The organism is Polaromonas aquatica (assembly GCF_042659145.1).
Classification (GTDB): domain Bacteria; phylum Pseudomonadota; class Gammaproteobacteria; order Burkholderiales; family Burkholderiaceae_C; genus Polaromonas; species Polaromonas aquatica.
In genome coordinates, this window is sequence record NZ_JBHSRS010000018.1 from 406,012 (window position 1) to 428,035 (window position 22,024).

Genomic DNA, 22,024 nt, shown 5'->3' on the forward strand with positions numbered 1-22,024 from the left:
AGGGGCACTTTTTGCTTAAAACTCAGAGCTCACGCCAGTAACGCAGGGGCACACAGGTCTGCAGGCGCACCACAGCCTGGTCCATGAGCGCGGGGTGCAGCTCGTGGCCCAGTGATGCGGCCACGTCCAGCGTGGCATCGGCGTTCAGGGCCATCAGGCGCTCAAAGCCCCGGCGCGCCAGCGTGACAGGCGCCACCTTGTCGTCCTGCCCGTGCAGCAGGTGCAGCGTGGTCAGCTCCGGTGCCTTTTCAAAACTCCCGGCGACGGCCGCGTATGCGCTGCCAAACGCCAGCACCCGGCCCACCAGGCCGTCGTGCGCATCGCTCAGCGCCAGGGCCAGGTCCGCACCCGCGCCCAGGCCCACCAGCGCGACGGCCGAGCCCTGGATCTCAAAGCGCTGCTGCTGGGCACGCACAAACGCGACCAGCGCATCCACCTGCGCCAGGCCTTCGGGAATCAGCACGGCAGCCTCGGCAAAGGCGCCGCCAATCACATTGCCCAGCGCCAGCATGTCAGCCGCCGTGCCGCCCTGGTCGTGCAGCAGCACAAACAGCTGTTTCGGTATGCCTGCCGTGGACAGCAGCTCTATGGTTTCGGTATCCAGTGGTTTCATGGTGGATAAACAGATAAGGGGTTCTGCCGCAATTTAAAGGCGGACCTGCTTTGCCGATTATTGCCAGCCCGGGCGGCCTTCGCAGCGGGAAACTGGCAAGTTTTCCGCCCACCGGGCTTCGTTGCTAAGATTCCACCCCAGCGGGCGCCACCCGGGCGCCGGAAAGCAGCTTATGAAAATCGAAAAAAACACCGCCGTCACCCTGCAGTTCAAGGTATCCGATGCCAATGGCAAAGCGATAGAGGAAAGCAAGGAGCCCATGGTCTACCTGCACGGCGGCTACGGCAACACCCTGCCAAAAATTGAAGAAGCACTGGAGGGCAAAGAGCCCGGCTACCAGGTCGTGCTGCAGCTAAAGCCCGAAGACGCCTTTGGCCTGCGCGACGAAAGCCTGCTGCGCAGCCTGCCGAAAAAGCAGTTCCCGCCGGGCGTAAAAGTCGGCGGCCAGCTCGAGGGCCACGGCGATGACGGCCGCGTGCAGGTCTTCAACGTCATGAAGATCAAGGGCGACACGGTGTTGCTGGACGGCAACCACCCGCTGGCCGGCAAGGAACTGCGTTTTACCCTCAAGGTTACCGACGTGCGGCTGGCCTCCGAAGAGGAAATTGCACACCAGCATGTGCACGGCGAACACGGCCACCACCACTGAGCGTCCGTAGCGCCGCGGCGCAACCAAAGCGCTCAACCAAGCGCCTTACCAGAGCACGCAACCAAACGGCGCCGTATACTTCAGCACATGAATACTGTGGTCCGTTTACCTGCCAGGGAAGTCGATCTCGACGCCCTGGTTGAAGCACTTCGCAAGCGGATTGCCGATGGGCAAAAACTGCCCGCCGAGCGCACGCTGGGCGAGCAGCTCAACGTCAACCGGCACACGCTGCGCAAGGCCCTGATCAAATTACGGGCATCGGGCGAGCTGGCCAGCAGCATGCCGCGCCGGCATGCTGCCCTGGCGCGCGGCGGTGCGGCGCTGGCGCGCGACACCAACCCGCTGGAGGTCATAGAGCTGCGGCTGGCGCTGGAGCCCATCCTGGCGCGCCTGGCGGCCCTGCGCGCCACGCCGCTGGAGATCGCCCGCATCGAAAAGGCCGCCACCACGCTGGCCGAAACCGAAAGCTCGTCGGCCGACCTGACCTTCCACCGGCTGATTGCGGCGGCAACACGCAATACCCTGGCGGCCGACATGTATTCGCTGCTGCGGCAGATAGGCGCCGACTCACGCATTCATGTGCAGAACGTCAAACCCCGGCCCGCCGCGCGCCTGCGCCAGCGTGACTCGGAACACCACCTGATTGCGGCAGCGATTGCCGCACGCGACCCGGACGGTGCCGAAAAAGCCATGCGCGCCCATTTGCACATGGTGCAGTGCCAGATTCTTGACAGGATCTCGCTGAATCCGTCCGGCACTACAGCCGACTAGAAACCCTTCGACAGGCTCAGGGCGAACGGAGAGTCCGTAAGCGAGCAGGGAGCCATATCTTCACTCCATTTCCAGATCATTCGTGAACGCGAAGGTGAAGCGCAGACAGTACAAACGTACGGCAAGCGCCGCCGACAAAGTGCACGGATGATCCGGGAACGGAATCAGCAACACGAATCGCAGAGGATGTCCGGATTCAGCAAATGCGGCGGATGCCAGCTGTTGCGCCCGAATCCCAGCGATGCAATCAGGTCTTCGGCGGCCACATGGGTCTGGTTCAGCAGCAACTGGCCGGGCGCGGTGGTTTCATGGGCAGGTCCCACATCGCCGTTTTCAATGCGCCCGAACAGGGCCGTATTGCGCAGGACATCGGCAGCCAGCGCCCGCGGACCGGCAAGATTCAAAATGCGGGCGGCGGGTTTCATCAGCGCCATGCCGGTGGCCGTGATGCATCCCGGCGATGCATTTGCGCCCCCAGCACAAACCAGCACATCGGCAGTGCGCCAGAAGGCGCCATAATCGCGCCCCAGGTCAAGCAACTGCACCTTCGCGGCTTGCGCGCGGGCAGCCAGCGCATTGGCCAGCGGACCTGACCCCAGGATGCCCATGCGCAATTCCTGCAGCGTATGCGCCGGCTCCTGCAACAGCACCCTGCGCGACCACTTGCTGCTGTAGCGGCCGTCCGTGCCAGCCGAAGGCACGGCCCGCTGCAGCAGCGGGAGCAACTGCTGCCAGGCCTTGTCGGCACTGGCTTCAACCGACAACTGGCCTGAGCCCGCTGCCGGCGTGCTGGTAGCGCGTATGCCGGCGCTGGTCAGTGCCTGCAGGTCCAGGTTGTGATGTTCCGCATCCAGGTTGCAGATGGCTTTCAGCATGGGCAGGCGGCCCACAAGCTTGGCATCAAAAACAAAACGCGTGTCGGCGATGACACCCGCCTTGCCGTACAGCCAGTCCACCAGTTCGTCGCCTGAGGGCACGTATTCCCCGACGCGCGTTTCCACGTCAAAAAAAGTCTGCAGCCGGGTCATGGCACCCTCCGACATGGGATGGGTCACCAGCACGCTGTGTTTCAAACTGCGGGTCATGGTCCGGGCAAGCATGGCGGCCTTGTCAGTACGCCGGTGCCAGCGTGGGGCGCCCGGCAATCAGGTCGGCCGCGCGCTCGGCAATCATGATGACGGGCGCGTTGATATTGCCCGAGGTCAGGTCCGGCATGACGGACGCATCCACCACACGCAGCCCTTCCACGCCCAGCACACGCAACTCGCCATCCACAACACTCATGGCATCGTCAGCCGCACCCATGCGGCAGGTACCCGCCGGGTGATGCACGGTGATGGCCGTCTTGCGGATAAAGGCATCCAGGGCTTCGTCCGTGTCGCACAACGGGCCGGGTGCGATTTCGCGGCCTATATAAGGCGCCAGCGCCGGCTGCCGCGCAATCTCGCGGATCTGGCGCAGGGCCGCACGCACGGCCTTCCAGTCGGCATCGCAGCCCAGGAAGTTCTGGAAAATTTTCGGCGCAGCCACCGGGTCCTTTGAAGCCAGTTCGACCCGGCCGCGGCTTTCCGGATGCAGCATCACGGTGCGGCAGGCAAAACCGTCGTTAAACGCTTTCTTGAACGGCGACAGATACGGCCAGGCCGGCAGCGGCGCAGCCGTCAGCAGCATCTGCAGATCGGGCGTGTCCAGGCCCGGCTGGCTCTTGAGGAAACCAACAACACCACCGGGCACATCCGACGCAAAACCGGTGCCGCTCAGGTAAGCCTGAACGATGGCCGGGCCTATGCGGTCCAGCCGCATCATGCGGTGAAAAGGCCCGGGCTGCTTGCGCTGGTACATCACCACCACGGAGACATGGTCCTGCAGGTTGGCGCCCACGCCCTTGAGCGCCACCTGGGTCTTGATGCCTTGCGCTGCGAGCTGGTCCGGGTCGCCAATGCCGGACAGCATCAGCAGCTGCGGTGTGTTGATGACGCCGCCGCACAGCAACACTTCGCGCGCGGCATGGACAGTCCTGGTCTGTCCGTTCTCGATGTATTCAATGCCAGTGGCCTTGCCGGCATTGAGCAGCACGCGCGAGGCCAGGATTTTGACCTTCACCGTGAGGTTGGGCCTGTGCATGGCCGGCCGCAGGTAGGCCACGGAGGTGCTGCAGCGTGCGCCCTTGCGTATGCTCATCTGCAGTCGGCTGAAGCCGTCCTGCTCGGCGGTGTTGTAGTCCTCGGTCCAGGCGTGGCCCGCCGCTTTTGCGGCTTCACCATAAGCCTCGATCAAGGGGTCTTCATATTTGCAGCGCTGCACGCCCACCGGGCCGTCGCCGCCGCGCTGCTCCGTCGCGCCGCCCTCCCAGCTTTCCTGGCGCTTGAAGTAGGGCAGCACATGTGCGTAGTCCCATTCAGGCAGGCCGTAGCGGCTGGCCCAGCGATTGAAGTCGTTCGGGTTGCCGCGCACCCAGGCCATGGCATTGGTCGACGACGAGCCGCCCACAACCTTGCCGCGCGCGCACTCCACACGGCGGCCGTCAACATTGGCTTCAGGCTCGGCGTAATACATCCAGTCGTGCAGGCGGTTCTGCAAAATCTTGCCCCAGCCCAGCGGGATCTTGATCCACGGGTCGCGGTCCCAGCCGCCGGCTTCAAGCAGCAGCACTTTTACCTTCGGGTCTTCGCTCAGGCGGTTGGCCAGGGTGCAGCCCGCCGAACCCGCGCCCACGATCACATAGTCATACGTCTCTTGCATGGGGCGCCTCAGGATTTGCGCGCGACACGCCGCAGGCTGATGTGGATATTCTTTTCAGACGTGAATGCCAGCAGCTCCGCCAGGCATTCCTCGCGCCCTATGCCGGACTGCTTGACGCCGCCAAACGGCGCGCCCAGGAAATGTTTGCCCACTTCATTGATCCAGACAAAACCGGCCTGCACGCGTTGCGCGCTTCGGTGCGCCTTTTCAAGATCATTGGTCCAGATCGCGCAGGTCAGGCCGTAGTCAACACCATTGACCTCGTCCATCATGCTGCCTTCATCGCTCCATTTGAGGATGGACAGCACTGGCCCGAAAATTTCTTCCGATGCGATGCGCATGTTTTGTTTCACATCGGCAAACACCGTGGGCTCCACATAAAAGCCGCCGGCCAGTTCAGGCGCATCAGGCACCTTGCCGCCGCACACCAGCGTGGCGCCTTCGGCTTTGGCCGACGCAATAAACCCCAGCACCTTTTCGTGCTGCTCGCGGCTGATGATGGCGCCCATGGAGGTCGCGTAATCGGTAGGCAAACCCGGCACATACTGCGCGCATTGCTGCTTCACCAGCGCCACAACTTCATCGTAAATATCGGCATGCACAAACGCACGGCTGGTGGAGCCGCAGGACTGGCCGCACCAGGTGAAGTTCATGCCCGCCACAATGCCGGCGGCGACTTCGCCCGGGTCCACATCCGGGTAGGCAATCAGCGCGTTCTTGCCGCCCAGCTCCAGCAGCACCGGCTTGAGCCTTTCGGCCGCCAGCTTCATGACGGCGCGTCCGGTGGGCACGCTGCCGACCAGGCCTATCATGGCCACGTCCTTGTGCGCCACCAGTGCAGTGCCTATTTCGCGCCCGCCCGGCAGTATGGACAGCACGCCGGGCGGCAGCATGCCGCCAATGATTTCGGCCAGCCGCAGCGCCGACAACGGCGCCTGCTCGGGCGGCTTGATGATGATGGCATTGCCTGCCGCCAGGGGGGCGGCCATCTTGCCGGCGGCAAACATGAAGGGGTGGTTAAACGCCACGATGCGCGCCACCACGCCCAGCGGCTCACGCACCGAGAAGTTCACGGCGTTCGGCCCCATGGGAATCGACGCGCCCTTGAGTTCCGTGACCAGGCCCGCAAAAAATTCGAACAATGCGGCGGCCACCATGACGTCAGCCGCCATTTCCTTGACCGGATTGCCGCAGTCGGCCGCATCCAGCAAGGCCAGTTCATCAGCATGCAGGCGCAACTTCGCCGCAATGCCCTTCAGGACACGCGCCCGCTCCAGCGGCGGCGTGTCGCGCCAGACTGCAAAGCCCTTTTTTGCAGCGGCCACGGCCAGGTCGGCATCTGCGGAAGTGGCGACCGGCGCGCGGCCCAGGCGCCTGCCGCTGCCCGGCTCGGTGATCTCGAGGTACCCACCGGCTACCGGGGCGTGCCAGCCGCCTGCATAAAAAAGGCCATCGTTTTGCGGTATTGCCGCCGTCTGTGGCCCCAGGGCTTTGCTTTCAATAGTCATGCTGATGAATGTTTGGCTGTAAATGAAGGACGGCTCAGCGGCGCGCTGGTTTGGCCGCTTCCTGGAAGCGCATGTCGTAGCCGGCGGTCAGGCTGGCGGTCTTTGGCAACACTTCCTGTGCGATCAGGGTTTCTGCAGTTTCTTTCCATTGCTGCGCCGTGATCACGCCCAGGCCGCGGGCCTTGGTCGAGTCGCTGAAGAAGCTGCGCGTGAGGTTGGTCTGCAGCTGCTTGGACAGGATCTCCGACTTGGGGCCGTACTCGGGATTGAGCTTGACGATGATGTCCACGGCTTCCTTGGGGTTCTCCGCGACAAACTGGAAGGCCTGCAGGTAGGCCTTGGTGAAACGCGCCACCAGGTCAGGCTTTTCTGCAATCATCTTCTCCGAGGTGAACATGCCCGAGCCGTAGGCGTGGTAGCCAAAATCCGAGCCTTGCACTATGGACAGCGAGCCCGGGCCACCGGTTTTTTCTTCCAGCTCGGGGACTTCGGCATTGATATAACCCGGGACAGCATCCACACGCCCGAGCACCAGAAAGCTTTCATACGGTGGCGCTACCGTGCTCTGTTTGATGTCGGCCATGCTCATGCCGTTGGCGGCAAGGAATGACTTCAGGAAAATATAGGTGGAGCCCGAAGAGTGCACACCGACATTCATGCCCTTCAGGTCGCTGGGCTTGGTGATGGGCTTGCGCGATTTCACCGAAATCATGGCCATGGGGCTTTTCTGGTTGACGGCAGCCAGCGCGACCACGGGCACCGACTGCACGCGGCCAACCATCAGGGTGGGCAGATCTGCAAAACCGAATTCGGCATTGCCGTTGCCGACCAGGCGCAGCGCATCGGTGGAACCCGTGCCCTTGCGAACCGCGGTCACGTTGATGCCGTTTTGCGCGAAGAAACCCTTTTCTTTTGCCACAAAAAACATGGCGTGGTCGGAACGGACCACCCAGTCCAGCTGGACCGAGACGTCATCCATCTTCGCTGGCGTTTGGGCCACGGCAGCAGAGGTCATGACAAACGCTGCACCGACACTGGCCAGACAACGCAGAAGCTTGGTAGTAGTTTTCACGGTTTTCATCCTTTCAGGATAGACAGGGGAACACAGGCAACAAACGAACAAAACACGGTGTCACAGGGGCAGTGCTAAAGCTTGGGTGCCCAGGAGATGTACTTCCACTCGATGAACTCGATGGCGTAATAAAAAAGCATGCCCAGCAGCGAGATTTCAATCAGCGCGGCAAATACCAGTGCGGTTTCCATCTGCGTGGAAGCGAACTGGATCAGATAACCCAGTCCCGCCGAAGCGCCCGCAAACTCGCCGACGATGGCGCCAATGACGCTGAGCGTGATGGCGATCTTGATGCCCGACATCAGGGACGGCAGCGAGTTCGGGATCTGCACGCGCATGAGGATCTCGGTGCGCGAGGCGCCCACGGTGCGCATCAGCGTGACCAGGTTGGGGTCGGCCGATTGCAGGCCCACCAGCATGTTCAGCGCGACGGGGAAAAACGCCATCACCACGATCAGCAAGATCTTGGGCGCGAGGTCGTAGCCAAACCACAGGATGAATAGCGGCGCGAGTGCAATCTTGGGCACGTTCTGGAACAGCACCATCAACGGATAGACCGCCTTGCCCATGCGCTCGAAGCGAGCAATGCACACGGCGATCAGCATGCCGACCACGGTGGACAACAGGAAACCGTAGAGGATTTCTTCTGCCGTGACCCAGGCCGCCTGCGACAGCGATGCCTGGCGCGTCAGCAGCATCTGGCCGATGGCGGAAGGCGACGGCAGCACGAACTGCGGCAACTTGAAAATGCGGGAAACCAGTTCCCAGATGACCAGCACAACGACGGACAGGACGATGGCGGGATAAATGCCGGCGAAGGCCTGGCGAAGCTGGCCGCCTGCCGTGGATGCAGATGCGTTGCCGGGGTTGGCTGTATTGCTTGCGCTGCTCATGATGTTGCTTTCGATCCGTGGCCGTCTTTTAAAAGCCTGCGAAGCCGGCCGGACGCGACCGCGAATTCGGGCAGGGAATAACTCTCTTCCACCCGCGGGTAGGGCAGGGTGATGGGCATGGTCTCGACAATGCGGGCCGGACCGGTGCCCATGACGTGGACCTCGCGCGACAGGAACACCGCCTCGTCAATCGAGTGCGTGACAAACACGATGGTCTTGCCGGTGCGCTGCCAGATCTCCAGCAAAAACTCGCTCATCTCTTCGCGCGTGATCGCATCCAGCGCGCCGAAGGGCTCGTCCATCATCAGCACTTCCGGGTCCATGGCCAGCGCACGCGCTATGGACACACGCTGGCGCATGCCGCCGGAGAGCTGCGAGGGGCGCTTGAGCGCGGCTTTTTCAAGGCCGACCAGGCGCAGCATTTCCGTGGCGCGCTGCGTGATGTCTTCCTTCGAGCGATCCTTGTAGGCGATCTCCATCAGCACCTTGACGTTGTCCAGTGCGTTTTTCCAGGGCATCAGCGTCGCTTCCTGAAACACCAGGCCGATGCGGCGTTGCCGCGCGGCCTCTGCTGGCGTCACACCCGCTACACGCACCTCCCCCTCGGCTGGCTGGAGCAGGCCCGCCAGCACCTTGAGCAAGGTGCTTTTGCCGCAGCCCGAAGGCCCGATCAGCGAGACAAAGCCACCACGCGGGATGGACATGTCAATGTTGTGCAGCACCCGGTTGGTCTGCCCCGCGTGGCTGAAGTCAACCGACACGCCCTTCGCCCAGATATGGGCTGCAGCGCTGTCCTTGGTCGCGGAGGAAGTAGGGGGCATCGTGGTTTCAGGAAGCATTCGCATGGTCTTTTCGAAGGTTTCTTGGCCGGGTCAGGGCGTCAGGCCGCGGTGGCGGCCACGAATGCAGGACGCCCGGCAAGCTTTGCCAGCCATGCGCTGATGTGCGGTGTGGCCGGCATGTCGAAGGGGAAGGCCACACAGCGTTTGACGATGGGGCCGAGTGCGACGTCTGCCAGGCTGAATTCAGCGCCTGCCACCCAGGCGTTTTTAGCCAACTGTTTTTCAAGCACGGCCAGCTCGGCCACCAGGTTCTTGACGGTGTCGGGTGCACGTTCGGCTTCGGGTTTCTTCGCATCGCGGAAACCGCCGAGGTAAGCCGAGTTCAACGCGGCCAGCAGCCAGTCCATCCAGCGCTCGACCTGTGTGCGCGCCGCCAGGTCAGTCGGCAGCAGCGCCGATTTTTCCTTGCTCGCGAGGTAACGCAGGATGGTGTGTGACTCCCAGATGGAGAGGTCGCCGTCCACCAGCGTGGGCACCTTCTGCGTCGGGTTCATCGCCAGGTATTCGGGCGTGGTGGTGTTTTCAAACTGGCGCCCGTAGTCGGTACGCTCGAAAGGAACGTCCATTTCCTTGAACAGGAAGATGACCTTCTGAACATTGCCCGAGGTGGCGCGGCCGAGTAATTTGTACATGTGATGTCCTTTTGATGTGAATGTCTTGAATGCTTATTTGGCGAGCGGCTTGTAGGCCGTCATTTCGATCTCTATGCGCGTCGTGATGGCGGCGCGCGCCTCGACCGTGGTGCGCGCCAGGCGCCCTTCGGGGAAATACTCCTTGAAGACGCCGTTGTAGCGGCCGAAGTCGCGCGCGTCTTCCAGGAAGATCGTGGCCTTGACAACGTCGTCCAGCGTGCAGCCGGCGCTCTCAAGAATGCGCTGGCAGGCCTTGATGGTGGCGTGCGTCTCGGCTTCTATGGTGCCGCTGATCATGTTGCCGTCTGCATCCTTGGCAACCTGGCCCGACAGGAACACAAAGTCGCCTGCGCGCACGGCCGGGTGAAACGGCAGGTTCGGGTTTTTCTTGCCGAAGACCTGTACCTGGTTGTTGCTCATATGTATCGCTCCTTCTCTTGCCGGTTTATTTCGGGAAACACTCGATGATGTCCAGGCCCTGCTGCCTGTCGAGCAGGTAGACAATGCCGCGCTCGTCCATGGTCACGTCGTTGGACGACACGCGCTGGTAACCGGCCGGCACATCGGGCTCGTAAAAACCGACTTCTTTCGGTTTGAACGGATCGGAAATGTCCACCAGCCTCAGCCCCTGCGCAAACCATGCAAAAGGCACGATGTTGTTGAAGAACTTTTCGGAGGGCTGGTGGCAGCCCGTCATCGGCTCCTGCGGCCGGCCGTCGATGTCAATGCCCTCGACCTGGAAGGTGGAGATGGGCATGGGCTGACGTTCATCGGTGATGTCGTAAATCCAGCTGAAGGCCGGCGCGCTGGGTCGCAGCTTGGCCACGTCTTCATCGGCCACCAGCAGGATGTTGCGCTCCTTCAGCAGCCACGGGATCGGCAATGCCGTGTGTGTCGGGTGCGGGTGCGCCGGGCTGCTGTTGACGGACGACACCAGTTTTGGCCGTGACATGTCGGAGATATCCAGGATAAAGAACCCGTGATGCCAATACGACACATACAGCCGGTCGCCCAGGCGCAGCGGATGGTGGCAACGCGGCGTCACGAAGTTGTCCCATGGGTACTCCTCGCCGCCTGCCACATGCTGGCCGGGAATCCACCAGCTCGAGACCTCCTCGGGCCTGGCCGGATTGGCCAGGTCCAGGATCTTCATGATGTTGCCGACATAACCCTCTGCGGTAGGCGAGATATAGGCGTAGCGGCCGTCGAAGCTGAAGCGGTGGACACCGCCGCCGCCGTTGCTGCTCACGCGCCATTTGTTGATGAGCTTGGGAGCGCCTGGATTTGAAACATCAAAGATGCCCAGGCCGCCGCCAAAGTCCGGCGCGCCGTCGCGAAACTTCTCGTAGTTGACGATCATGATGCCGTCCTGCGCACGCACCTTGTGCGAGTGCCAGCCCATGGGCACATCCATCCGAAACAGGAACTTCGGGTGCAGCGGGTCCGACACGTCGTAGATCGACGTGCCTTCCGGCGGACGCATGTGCGAGACGTACATGATGTTGCGGTCTACCCAGACCTGACCGCCGCCGGGGCAGTCAATGTGGCTGAGCAGGCGTGTGTTCGATGCGCGGGCCAAGTGATCCCCTCAGACCAGCCGGACGACTTCGCCGCCAGCGGTTTTGCCGAAACGTTGCAGCAGGCCGAACGCATCCAGTGCGTTTTCATCGCTGGCAATAAACAGGATCACCGGTTCCGTGGCGCTGGTGTTAACCAGTTCCATCCAGTGGTTGCCGGGCACGGCCACCGTGTCAAACGGCGCAAAGTCAAACGCCTTGCCGTCCACGATGCACTGGCCGTTGCCTTCGAGCGGCGAGACCAGCAGGCTGGCCGTCTGCTTCAGGGGCAAGGTGCGCTCGCCGGGCCGCAGCATCTGCATGAAGAAGGTCATGGTCTTGTAGACCGCGCCGCCGCGTATCGGGTTGGTGTATTCGACCAGCAGGCCTTCGTAGGGGTTGCCGTCCCATTCGCGGTTGCGCTCCAGGTACTCGCGCATGGCTTCGTAGCGGTAGACGTACATGGGCGACGAGTCGCCGCCGCCGCGGCGGTGGTCCACAAAACGCGGCGTCATGCCGCCGGTTCCGTACATGCGGGCCGAGTAGTCCGGCGTGAAACGCGCGGTCTGCTTCTTCTGGATCTTGCCGTCTTCCTTGTAGTCGTGCTCAAACTGCAGCGCATTGAGCGTTTCGACCAGCGGGTAGTCCAGTACCGACAGGTTGATGGCCGGCTCCGAGCCGACATTACCGTGGTTATGCCAGGTGTCGCGCGGGGTGAGCACCATGTCGCCATGGCCAAACACGATGTCCTCACCTTCCACGCCGGTGAAGTTCTGCTGGCCGGTCAGGCCCAGGCGGATGGCGCTGGCGGTATGGCGGTGCGGCGGCATCACCTCATTGGGATCGTTCAGCCGGTAGGCGGTATACAGCGTGGTGACCGTGGCGCGCTTGGGCTTGAGGCCGGGGTTGACCAGGATCAGCGAGCGCCGGTCGGAATCGGCGTGGTTGATCAGGCGGGCCGACTGGTGGATCAGCGGCTCGAGGTCGCGCTTGAAGCTCCAGTGAAAGGGCACCGCCTTGACGCCTTCCATGAGCTGCTTGATTTCATCGTGCTCAACATCCGAGCGCTTGGCCCAGAACGGGAACATGTTCTTGGCATTAATCTGCTCATACATGGCCTTGAGCTCTTCGTCTCGGCCAGCCTGGGCAACCGGCTCGGCAACAGTGCTTGTCATCAGTGCTCCTTAAAGATCAAATCGGGATAAGTAAATCAACCAAACGAATTCAACCATCACCAACCAAATATGTCAACTGTGTGATTTTGGTTGTATTTGGTTGTCTATTTATGCAATGCATAAAGCAGGCCAACTGCAAAAAGTGCTGGGGGAAATAATTCAGCCCAGGCCTCAATTGTGTCTTCAGGGAAGCCCGGATCACCCTCAAAATACCTATGGAAAACCCTTAACTCATTGATTTATTTGTATATTTTTCAACATGATTGACGGCAGCCCAACGTTTCACCTGTGAACACCAGGGACAGGATGTTTTAGCGAAAAAGACATTCAACCCGGTTGCACAACCAAATCATCTGGTTTTATTTTTTAATGTCTGGTTGTGGTGCTGACCAGCGCCTCTTTTTGGTGCCATGTGCCACCAGAGCACCCAGACAAGGCCAGCCTCCGAGCCTGCTGTGACCCGTCAGTTGCTACGACTTTCATAGCTTGCTGCGCGCATATCCACGGGGCCAGACATCGATTCGATGCCCAAAATCGCCCCGGATGCAGCGCCAGGCCACCGCTCCACACACACCGCACCGCTGCGTGGCAAACTGCAACACAAGGCCCATACCCTGACCCTGGCACGACCTTGGCCGCCAACCTGCAAAGCCGATGACCTCTACCCCTGTACAAACAAGCTCCCAATCCGGCACAAGCAGCGCCAGCGCCAGGCGCAACGCCTGGGTCATGCTGTTTGCACTGACCACCGCCTTTGCGCTCAGCCAGGCCTGGCGCACGGTGGCGGCCATCATGGCGGCGCCGCTGCAGGCTGACTTTCACCTCAGCGCACAGCAGCTGGGCCTGTTTGCCGGTGCGTTTCATTTCGCGTTCGGTGCCATGCAGCTGTTCATGGGCATAGGCATAGACCTGCATGGCGTGCGGCGCACCGTGCTCACCGCGTTTCCGGTCGCGATTGCCGGCTCGGCACTGTCGGCCCTGTCGGGCAGCTACGGCATGCTGGTTCTGGGCCAGGTTCTCATCGGCGTCGGCTGCGCACCCGCATTCCTGGTCTGCACGGTTTTTATCGCGCGGCATTTCCCCGCCGGGCGCTTCGCAGCGATCTCCGGCATCACGCTGGGCCTGGGCGGCATCGGCATGCTGCTGACCGGCACGCCCCTGGCCTGGCTGATACAGGCCACGTCATGGCGCATGGGGTTTGCGGTGCTGGGCGGCCTGGCGGCGCTGGCTTGGTTGCTGATCTGGCAACTGGTGCATGAGCCCGCACCGTCAGACGCGTTGCCCAGGGAGTCCGTTCGCGAGGCCTTCCGCAAATTCGGTGCGCTGTTTTTGCTGCCGCACACCCTGGGCATCGTGCTGCTGGCAGGTGTGGGTTATGCGGCATTCATTTCGCTGCGCGGCCTCTGGCTGGGGCCGCTGCTGATGCAGCGCCACGGCTTTTCGCTGGTGCAAAGCGGCAACGTCGCGCTGGTGATGTCGCTGGCCTCGCTGCTGGGCCCGCCGCTGTTTGGCCGCCTGGACCCCGGCCCGGCCCGGCGGCGCGCCTGGATTGTCGGTTTCACCCTGCTGCTGGCAGCCCTGTTTGCCGCATTTGCCATGACCCACTACACCCTGGTTGATGTCGTCGGCCCCATCGTGATCGGCCTGCTGTCGGGTTGCCTGGTGCTGCAGTATGCCGATGTGCGCGCCGCCTACCCGGCCTCACTCACGGGGCGCGCCATGGCGGTTTTCACCATGGCCATGTTCCTGGGTGTGGCCGTGATGCAATGGTTCACCGGCATCGTGGCCTCCATCGCCACGGCCCACGGCGCAGACCCGTTCACCGCTGTGCTGGCCAGCATTGCCGCGTTGCTGGTGGCCGGTGCGCTGGCTTACTCTTTGCTGCCAGGGCCGCCTAGGCAGCCGTAAACAGCGAATGAATCACGCCGCGCAGCCACACATTGGCCGGGTCCTTGTGGAAGCGCCGGTGCCAGGACTGGTGCACCGCAATCACCGGTGACCTGATGGGCACATCAAGCACGCGGATGTTGGCGTAGCGGCGGCACACATCGGCCAGGTCGGACGGCACGGTGGCTATCAGGTCCGAGCTTTCAATCACCGGCAGCAGGCTCATGAAGTGCGACAGCTTCAGCAGCACGCGCCGCTTGAGCCCACGCTGCTCCAGGAAAAGCTCAAACACATGTTCCCGCCCCTCCGGTTGCACCACCGCATGCGACAGCGACAAATACTGCTTCACCGTCAGCTTGTCACCCACCGTCGGGTGTCTGGTGCGCACGATGCAGACATGCGGGCTGTCAAAAAGCTTTTGTTTGAAGAAGCCGGCCTTGTGCAGATCGGGAAAGTAACCCACCGCCAGCTCGGCCTCGCCGGATTCAAGCGCCTCCGCAGCCGCCGGCCGCGACTTTGAAACCGTGCGCACCCGCACATCGGGTGCGGCCTGCGACAGGCGGGCCAGCAGCTTTGGCAAAAAATTCACCTCCGCGATGTCAGGCATCAGTATGGTGAAGGTGCGGTCCGTTTTTTGCGGATCGAACCCCGAGCGCTGCAGGATCTCGTCCTTCACGGTTTCAATCACGCGGCGCACCGGTTTCGCCAGCACCAGCGCGCGCGGCGTGGCCTTCATCTCGGCGCCGGTCTTGACAAACAGCGGGTCGTCAAACCAGGCTCGAAGGCGCGCCACGGCCGCGCTCATTGCCGGCTGGCTCAGGCCTATGGCCTCGCCGGCGCGGGTCACGCTGCGGTGCTCGATCATGGCGTCAAACACCACCAGCAGGTTCATGTCAATGGAACGTATATCCATGGCATGGATTGTATATATCCAGAACATTGACTTGATGGATGCCTGCCTGCTGCATAAACTCCGCCTTCTGCTGTGCCTTGACGCACATCGGCCACCTTGGCAACGGGTGCGTTTAACGGAGACAGGACCCATGACAACACTCTCGCTGGCGCAGGCCAACACCATCATCACGGCAGCACTCGCGGCCGCGCGCCAGGCCAGCCACAAGGCCATGGCCGTCGTGGTGCTTGATGCAGCGGGCCACCTCAAGGCCGCACAACGTGAAGACGGCGCCAGCATGTTCCGTCTGGATGTGGCCACCGGAAAGGCCTGGGCGGCCGTGGGCATGGATGCCTCCAGCCGCACGCTCATGCAGCGCGCAAAAGACAACCCCAATTTTTTTGCATCGCTTTCCGCGGCATCGCAGGGCCGCTTTATCCCGCAGACAGGCGCAGTGCTGATCAGGGATGCAGCCGGCGCCATCATCGGTGCAGCGGGCGCATCCGGCGGCAGCGGCGACGAGGACGAAGCCATCTGCATCGCGGGCATACAGGCCGCCGGTCTCCAGCACGCTTGAGCCGCGATGACAGCCACGCCCTGCAACTGCGGCATTGATGTGCATGCGCACGTCGTTCCCGAGCGCTTTCCACCCTGTTTCGGCGGCGCCATGCCCAAGCTGTGGCCATCGACGGCGCTCGCGCCCGATGCCGGCGGCCTGTGCCACCGCCACATCATGATCGACGGCAAGAATTACCGCACGGTGTCCGAGAAATGCTGGAGCACCTCGCGCCGGCTGGCCGACCTGCCGGAGATGGGCCTGGCGCGGCAGGTGATCTCACCAATGCCCGAGCTGTTCTCCTACTGGTTCGAACCGGCCGAGGCGCAGCAGCTGTTGCGCTTTCTGAACGAACAGATAGCGGCCATGGCCGCCGAGTCCCAGGGCGCACTCATAGGCATGGGCGCGGTCCCGTTGCAGGATCTGGACCTGGCGATTGCCGAGCTGCGCCACGCCGTCGAGGTACTGGGCATGGTCGGCGTCGAGATCGGCAGCAACGTCAACGGCATGCCGATTGGCGATCCGCATTTCCAGCCGTTCTTTGCAGCCTGCGAAGCATTGGGTGCATCGGTCTTTGTGCATGCGGTCAAGCCCGCCGGCATGGACCGCCTGGTCGGCCCGCCGCCCTTGCAACAGGTGCTGGCCTACCCGACCGACATAGGCCTGGCCGCTGCGTCCGTCATCACCAGCAACCTGATGCTGCGCCACCCCGGGCTTCGCATCGCCTTCAGCCACGGCGGCGGCACGCTGGCCAGCCTGTTGCCGCGCTTGCAGCAGGGTTGGTCCGTGTTTCCTGCGCTCAGGGAGCAGGTCGAGTCCTCTCCCACAGCGCAGGCGCGCAGCCTTTATTTCGACACGCTGGTGTTCGATGCACCGACCCTGGCGCACCTGGTCCATATGTTCGGTGACACCCAGCTGATGCTGGGCACCGACTACCCGTTCAACTTTCATGACCGAACGCCTGTTGCAAGAGTCAACGCCGCCGGACTTGACGCCGTAACGGTCGATCGCCTGGTTTACAAAAATGCCGAAACCTTTCTCGGCATCAACACCCCTGCAAGGACACCCGCATGAGCTCACCCACAATAGCGTCGCTGCGCAGCGTCGCACTGAATATGCCGGACCTGGCAAAGGCAGAAGCGTTCTATACGGATGTATGGAAACTCACGGTTGCCGCACGCGGCGACAAGGTCATCTACATGCGCGGCACCGGCGCCGACCATCACCTGCTGTCGCTGCACGCAGGCGGCGAAACGCCGCAAATCAGGCATGTGACCTTTCGCGCACGTTCCGAAGCCGCACTTGCGGATATCGCCAAAGCGGCAGTCGCAGCAGGCGGCACGGTTGCCGTGCCGCTCGGCCCCTTGAATGAGTCGGCCGGCGGCGTGGGCCTGACCGTGCGTGACCAGGATGGCCGGCTGGTCCAGGTGGTTTTTGGCGATGCCCGCCACAGCGAAACGCAAGAGGACAAGGACCACCCCATCCGCCTGGCCCATGTGGTGCTTAACGCCCACGACATCCCGAAATCACAGCGGTTTTTTGAAGCAGCGATGGGTTTCCGGCTCGTGGACCGCACCAGGATCATGGCTTTCATGAACTGCAACAGCGACCACCACAGCCTGGCACTGGGTGATGCCGACAACGATGCGCTCAACCACATCGCATTTTTGATGCCTGAGATGGAGTCCGTCATGCGCGGCGGCGGCCGCATGAAGGATGCAGGCCATGCCATCGAGTGGGGCCCCGGCCGCCATGGTCCCGGCAACAACGCCTTCAACTACTTCATAGACCCGTTCGGCGTGGTGATTGAGTACACCGCCGATGTGCAGCAGATCGATGAAAGCTACCGCACCGGCACGCCCGAGGACTGGAAATGGCCCGCCGGCCGCGTTGACCACTGGGGCATTTCAGCCCCGCCCAGCGCGAAGCTGAAAGAAGCCCAGCGCGCGGTATTTTTTGTGGCCTCAGAAGCCTGACAAGGCATTTTCGACAGACCCGGAAATTCAACCCAAAAGAGGAGACATTCATGCATTCAACCCTGCGTTCCACCTCCGTATTCCGCCGCATCACCGGTCCGCTGTGCCTGGTGCTTGCTGGCATTGCTGCATCAGCTGCAGCACAAACACCTCCGGGTCCACCCGCCTATGGCCCCGCCATCCCGCTTGAAAGCGCACGCAAGGTTGCAGCAGCGGCCCTGGCCGAAGCACAGAAAAACGGTTGGACCATGGCCGTTGCAATCACCAACACCTCAGGCGATCTGGTCTTCTTCGAGAAGATGGACGACACCCAGAGTGCAAGCGGCCAGATCGCGATTGAGAAATCACGCTCGGCATCCATGTTCAAGCGCCCTACCAAGGTCTTCGGCGACATGCTGGCTGCAGGTAATACCTATGTGCTTGGCCTTGCAAATGCCAACCCTGTCGAAGGCGGCCTTCCGCTCATCGCCAACGGAAAGGTGATTGGTGCCATTGGCGCATCCGGCGGCACCGGCGCCCAGGATGGCATCGTTGCAAAGGCCGGTGCTGAACAGATTCGCTAAACCGAACAGGCGGTGAATTTTTCCGTTTCCTTCTTCTTTCCTTCTTTCCTTCTTTCATTTATTACCTTCCAGCAGTTTTCATGAAATTCACCACCTTTCTCCACAATGGTCAGGCCCGCCTTGGCCTCGTCGATGGCAACGATGTGATCGACCTGAATACCGCCCAGCCGCAAGTGCCGGCCGACATGCGCGCGGCACTGCTTAAAGGCGTTGACCTGGCTGCAGCCGGCAAGGCAGCCCTCGCCGGTCCAGCACCGCGCCTGAAACTTGACAGCCTGAAACTCGCACCGCTGGTGCCGGAACCCGGCAAGGTCATCTGCCTGGGCCTCAATTACTTCGACCATGCCAAGGAAGGCGGACGCGACAAGCCTGACTACCCGTGGTTTTTCCTGCGCGGCGCCAGCTCATTGATTGCACACAGGGACATTGGCCGTGTGCCATCGGTGTCCGTCAAATTTGACTATGAGGCCGAGCTGGCCGTGGTCATAGGCACCCGCGTGCCGCGCCATACCAGGCAAGCCACGGCACTCGCTCACGTGTTCGGCTACGCCTGCTTCAACGACATGTCGGTGCGCGACTACCAGAAGAAAACCCCGCAGTGGACCATAGGCAAAAACTTCGACGACACCGGTGCCTTCGGCCCGCTGCTGGTCACCGCTGACGAATTGCCACCCGGCGCCACCGGCCTGAAGATCCAGGGCCGGCTCAACGGCCAGGTCATGCAGGACGCCAACACCAGCGACATGATTTTCAGCGTTGCCGAAACGATCGAACTGCTTGCCGACGTGCTCACGCTCGAGCCCGGCGATGTCATCGTCATGGGCACGCCCGCAGGGGTCGGCCAGGCGCGCACGCCGCCGGTCTGGATGAAGGCTGGCGACGTGTATGAAGTCGAGATCGAACGTGTCGGCCTGCTGTCCAACCCGATTGCCAACGAGATCCTCTGAATGTCCGACATGTATGACGTTGCAGTCGTCGGCTTTGGCCCGTCAGGTGCCGTGGCGGCCAGCCTGCTGGGCCAGGCGGGACTCAAGACTTATGTCTGCGACAAACTGACCTCGGTCTATGACAAGCCCCGCGCGATTGCGCTCGACCATGAAATCATGCGCGTGTTCCAGCAGATCGGCGTGGCCGGGCTGGTCCTGCCGCACGTCGAACCCTTCACGCCATCCGAATATTTTGGCGTCGATGGCCAGTTGATACGCCGCATGACCATGGTGGCGCCGCCGTTCCCGCTGGGCTACACGCCGTCCATGGTATTCACCCAGCCACCGGTGGAGCGCATACTGCGCGCCAATGCCCAGGCATTGCCGTCGGTCACCATAGCGCTTGGTGTCGAACTCATCTCACTCACACAGGACAAGGATGCCGCAACCCTGCAACTGCGCGATGGCGAGGGCAGGGCGCAAACCATTCGCGCCCGCTACGTCATCGGCTGCGACGGTGCCACCAGCACCGTGCGCTCGCAGATCGGCGTTGAACTCGACGACCTGGATTTTGACGAGCCTTGGCTGGTCATTGATGTGCTGGTCAATGAACAGGGACTGGCGAAACTTCCCGTCACCAGCGTGCAGTACTGCGAGCCAGAGCGTCCCTGCACCATGGTCATAGGCCCCGGCAACCATAGGCGCTGGGAAATCTCGCTGAAAGAAGGCGAAGACCCGCTTGAAGTCGCAAAGCCAGACGCTGCCTGGAAGCTGCTTTCACGCTGGCTCACACCGCAGGACGGCGAGCTCTGGCGCCAGGCGAGTTACCGCTTCCATGCCTTGGTCGCGCACGACTGGCGCAAGGGCCGCGTGTTTGTGGCCGGCGACGCTGCGCACCAGCAACCGCCCTTCATGGGCCAGGGCATGTGCCAGGGCATTCGTGATGTGGCGAATCTTTCCTGGAAGTTGCGTGCCGCCATCAAGGGCGAAGTCACCGGCCATGCCGCTGAAGCACTGCTTGACAGTTACGGCACCGAACGCAAAACGCATGTGCGCGACCTCACCACCCGCATCAAGGGCGCAGGCGCCGTGATCTGCGAGCGCGACGTGGGCAAGGCGCGCGCCCGCGACAAACACATGCTGGACGAATGCGGCGGTGTGGTGAAAGACACGCCCCGGCAGGACATGATCCCGCGGCTTGAGGCCGGCCTGCTTTGCGCCGCCGCCGGCAGCGGGCGCGGTACGCTTTTTCCGCAGCCGCGCGTCATGCAAAAGTCGGGTGAAGCCGCACTGATGGACCAGCGCTTTGGCTACGGATGGCGCCTGGTAACAGACAGCTCGCTGGAAACAGCAGTGAAACATGGCGCCCCCATGACCACCATACGGCTCGGCAACGACGTCACGGAAAACGATGGCGTGACAGCGCTCTGGATGAAAAAACACCATTGCCATGCCGCGCTGGTGCGGCCCGACCACTATGTATTTGGCACCGCCGCCACTGCATCAGAGCTTGACGAACTGCTCGCCGACTGGCAAAGGCACTGGCCCTCCAATGCAGTGACCGGAAAACCCGAAACCGCTACCGCCAATTGAAAAACCCAAGGAGACAAAAACCATGAACCGCCGCCTGATAACACTTTCAATCGCCACACTCTCGCTTGCCGCCTGGCTGCCCACCAGCCACGCGCAGTCCACCGCCTGGCCGGACAAGCCCGTCAAGCTGGTGTTGTCGCAACCCGCAGGTTCCGGCCCCGACAATGTGGCACGCCTGTTGTCCGAGCGGCTGGCAAGAAACTGGGGCCAGCCCGTTGTCATCGACAACAAGCCGGGCGGGCAGAACGCGATTGGCGCCCAGTTTGCCGCGCGCTCGGCTGCCGACGGCACGACCTTTTATTTCGCAACGACCGCTGCACTCATCACCAATCCGCTGCTGTTCAAGACGCTCCCCTACGATCCGCAAAAGGATTTTGTGCCGGTTTCATTTGTCGCGCGCAGCCCGTTTGCCATACTGGTCGAAACCGCATCACCCATCAAATCGATTGAAGACCTGGTTGCCCGTGCCAAGGCAGAGCCCGGCAAGCTGTCGCTGGGCAATGAAGGCCCGCGCACCTTCAGCGGCATGATTGCCCGCCTCTTTAACTCGCGCACCGCGGCGCAGGCCAACCTGGTGTCGTATTCCTCCGTTGGCGTCGGTGTGCAGGACCTGATGGGCAAACACATTGACGCCATGGTGGCCGACCTGGCTTCAACCGCAGCCCTGGCCAAACAGGGCCGCATGCGCGTGCTGGCCACCACCTCTCCCAAACGTGTCGCGGGCTGGGAACAAGTGCCATCACTGTCTGAAACCATGCCCGGCTTTGACATGGTCGGCTGGTTCGCCGTTGTGGCCCCTGCCGGCACACCGCCCGCGGCCATCAACCGTTTCAACCGCGACCTGGGCGCGCTGCTGGCCGACAAGGAAGTAGCCGAGCGCATCGCCACCATGGGCCCGATTGCCGAAGCGAATGTGTCGGTAGCGCAGACAGGCGCCTTCCTGCGCAATGAGATGACACGCTGGACTGCGATTACCAAGGAAATCGGCATTCTTCCGGAATAACCCCTGCTCAGGCTCACTGCGTGTAGCCTGCCCTCCCCTTGCAGGGGACGCAGTATGTGGCACACCCTGTTGCGGACTCGCTGCGCGTAGCCGCCTCCCCCTTGCAGGGGCGCCAGCTGCGGCCCGGCTGAGCCGGTTCCGCGCTGGCACTTGTGAGGACCTAGAGAGAAGAGAG

Annotated in this window: 22 protein-coding genes; 10 read left to right on the top strand and 12 right to left on the bottom strand. The window is 62.3% G+C overall.

The window, feature by feature from the left end; translation table 11 throughout:
* Window positions 1–22 precede the first annotated feature (22 nt).
* Window positions 23–613 carry an esterase gene (locus ACFQND_RS10335; RefSeq protein WP_371437242.1) on the bottom strand — a complete coding sequence of 197 codons (591 nt, stop codon included), beginning with the start codon at window positions 611–613 and terminating at the stop codon, window positions 23–25.
* A gap of 172 nt (window positions 614–785) precedes the next feature.
* Here ACFQND_RS10335 and ACFQND_RS10340 point away from each other — a divergent pair, with 172 nt between their 5' ends.
* Together ACFQND_RS10340 and ACFQND_RS10345 are read left to right on the top strand one after the other, a co-directional pair.
* A complete protein-coding gene (locus ACFQND_RS10340; protein ID WP_371437243.1) occupies window positions 786–1,262 on the top strand; it encodes an FKBP-type peptidyl-prolyl cis-trans isomerase in 477 nt (158 codons plus the stop codon).
* A gap of 87 nt (window positions 1,263–1,349) precedes the next feature.
* Complete coding sequence (locus tag ACFQND_RS10345; protein WP_371437244.1) at window positions 1,350–2,033, top strand: FadR/GntR family transcriptional regulator; 684 nt, start codon at window positions 1,350–1,352, stop codon at window positions 2,031–2,033.
* A 164-nt stretch (window positions 2,034–2,197) separates the two neighbouring features.
* On the opposite strand, the gene ACFQND_RS10350 is transcribed toward ACFQND_RS10345, so the two are convergent.
* The 10 genes from ACFQND_RS10350 to ACFQND_RS10395 all read right to left on the bottom strand — a co-directional run bounded on the left by ACFQND_RS10350 (window position 2,198) and on the right by ACFQND_RS10395 (window position 12,453).
* The gene (locus ACFQND_RS10350) at window positions 2,198–3,133 is read right to left on the bottom strand and encodes a hypothetical protein (RefSeq protein WP_377413357.1); all 936 of its coding nucleotides are present in this window, start codon (window positions 3,131–3,133) and stop codon (window positions 2,198–2,200) included.
* Between the two features lie 10 nt (window positions 3,134–3,143).
* Window positions 3,144–4,775, bottom strand: a complete 1,632-nt coding sequence (locus ACFQND_RS10355; protein ID WP_371437246.1) for a GMC family oxidoreductase — start codon at window positions 4,773–4,775, stop codon at window positions 3,144–3,146.
* Between the two features lie 8 nt (window positions 4,776–4,783).
* Window positions 4,784–6,283 (bottom strand): aldehyde dehydrogenase family protein, encoded by a 1,500-nt coding sequence (locus ACFQND_RS10360; protein WP_371437247.1) that lies wholly within the window; start codon window positions 6,281–6,283, stop codon window positions 4,784–4,786.
* Between the two features lie 34 nt (window positions 6,284–6,317).
* Complete coding sequence (locus tag ACFQND_RS10365) at window positions 6,318–7,355, bottom strand: ABC transporter substrate-binding protein (RefSeq protein WP_371437248.1); 1,038 nt, start codon at window positions 7,353–7,355, stop codon at window positions 6,318–6,320.
* 74 nt (window positions 7,356–7,429) lie between these two features.
* Window positions 7,430–8,248, bottom strand: coding sequence for an ABC transporter permease (locus tag ACFQND_RS10370; protein ID WP_371437249.1), 819 nt, complete (start codon window positions 8,246–8,248; stop codon window positions 7,430–7,432).
* On the bottom strand, window positions 8,245–9,069 hold the full coding sequence (locus ACFQND_RS10375; RefSeq protein ID WP_371437250.1) for an ABC transporter ATP-binding protein: 825 nt from the start codon (window positions 9,067–9,069) through the stop codon (window positions 8,245–8,247). The genes ACFQND_RS10370 and ACFQND_RS10375 overlap by 4 nt, the downstream gene beginning before the upstream one ends.
* Before the next feature lie 59 nt (window positions 9,070–9,128).
* The gene (locus tag ACFQND_RS10380) at window positions 9,129–9,722 is read right to left on the bottom strand and encodes a glutathione S-transferase family protein (RefSeq protein WP_371437251.1); all 594 of its coding nucleotides are present in this window, start codon (window positions 9,720–9,722) and stop codon (window positions 9,129–9,131) included.
* 33 nt (window positions 9,723–9,755) lie between these two features.
* Entirely contained in the window at window positions 9,756–10,142 is a 387-nt protein-coding gene (locus ACFQND_RS10385) for a RidA family protein (RefSeq protein ID WP_371437252.1), read from the bottom strand.
* 25 nt (window positions 10,143–10,167) lie between these two features.
* Complete coding sequence (locus ACFQND_RS10390) at window positions 10,168–11,301, bottom strand: LVIVD repeat-containing protein (protein ID WP_371437253.1); 1,134 nt, start codon at window positions 11,299–11,301, stop codon at window positions 10,168–10,170.
* Window positions 11,302–11,310: 9 nt separating this feature from the next.
* On the bottom strand, window positions 11,311–12,453 hold the full coding sequence (locus ACFQND_RS10395; RefSeq protein WP_371437254.1) for a cupin domain-containing protein: 1,143 nt from the start codon (window positions 12,451–12,453) through the stop codon (window positions 11,311–11,313).
* A gap of 654 nt (window positions 12,454–13,107) precedes the next feature.
* On the opposite strand from ACFQND_RS10395, the gene ACFQND_RS10400 reads away from it, so the two are divergent.
* Complete coding sequence (locus tag ACFQND_RS10400; protein WP_371437255.1) at window positions 13,108–14,361, top strand: MFS transporter; 1,254 nt, start codon at window positions 13,108–13,110, stop codon at window positions 14,359–14,361.
* Here ACFQND_RS10400 and ACFQND_RS10405 read toward each other — a convergent pair.
* On the bottom strand, window positions 14,348–15,253 hold the full coding sequence (locus ACFQND_RS10405) for a LysR family transcriptional regulator (protein ID WP_371437256.1): 906 nt from the start codon (window positions 15,251–15,253) through the stop codon (window positions 14,348–14,350). The genes ACFQND_RS10400 and ACFQND_RS10405 overlap by 14 nt on opposite strands.
* A gap of 130 nt (window positions 15,254–15,383) precedes the next feature.
* On the opposite strand from ACFQND_RS10405, the gene ACFQND_RS10410 reads away from it, so the two are divergent.
* The 7 genes from ACFQND_RS10410 (at window position 15,384) to ACFQND_RS10440 (ending at window position 21,849) form a co-directional block, all read left to right on the top strand.
* On the top strand, window positions 15,384–15,809 hold the full coding sequence (locus tag ACFQND_RS10410) for a GlcG/HbpS family heme-binding protein (RefSeq protein ID WP_371437257.1): 426 nt from the start codon (window positions 15,384–15,386) through the stop codon (window positions 15,807–15,809).
* 6 nt (window positions 15,810–15,815) lie between these two features.
* Window positions 15,816–16,862, top strand: coding sequence for an amidohydrolase family protein (locus tag ACFQND_RS10415; protein ID WP_371437258.1), 1,047 nt, complete (start codon window positions 15,816–15,818; stop codon window positions 16,860–16,862).
* A complete protein-coding gene (locus tag ACFQND_RS10420; RefSeq protein ID WP_371437259.1) occupies window positions 16,859–17,764 on the top strand; it encodes a VOC family protein in 906 nt (301 codons plus the stop codon). Before ACFQND_RS10415 ends, ACFQND_RS10420 begins: the two co-directional genes overlap by 4 nt.
* Before the next feature lie 50 nt (window positions 17,765–17,814).
* Window positions 17,815–18,327 (top strand): GlcG/HbpS family heme-binding protein, encoded by a 513-nt coding sequence (locus tag ACFQND_RS10425; protein WP_371437260.1) that lies wholly within the window; start codon window positions 17,815–17,817, stop codon window positions 18,325–18,327.
* An 80-nt stretch (window positions 18,328–18,407) separates the two neighbouring features.
* The gene (locus ACFQND_RS10430; protein ID WP_371437261.1) at window positions 18,408–19,274 is read left to right on the top strand and encodes a fumarylacetoacetate hydrolase family protein; all 867 of its coding nucleotides are present in this window, start codon (window positions 18,408–18,410) and stop codon (window positions 19,272–19,274) included.
* A gap of 9 nt (window positions 19,275–19,283) precedes the next feature.
* Window positions 19,284–20,846 carry a bifunctional 3-(3-hydroxy-phenyl)propionate/3-hydroxycinnamic acid hydroxylase gene (locus ACFQND_RS10435; protein ID WP_377413368.1) on the top strand — a complete coding sequence of 521 codons (1,563 nt, stop codon included), beginning with the start codon at window positions 19,284–19,286 and terminating at the stop codon, window positions 20,844–20,846.
* A gap of 22 nt (window positions 20,847–20,868) precedes the next feature.
* Complete coding sequence (locus ACFQND_RS10440; RefSeq protein ID WP_371437263.1) at window positions 20,869–21,849, top strand: Bug family tripartite tricarboxylate transporter substrate binding protein; 981 nt, start codon at window positions 20,869–20,871, stop codon at window positions 21,847–21,849.
* The last annotated feature ends 175 nt before the right edge of the window (window positions 21,850–22,024 follow it).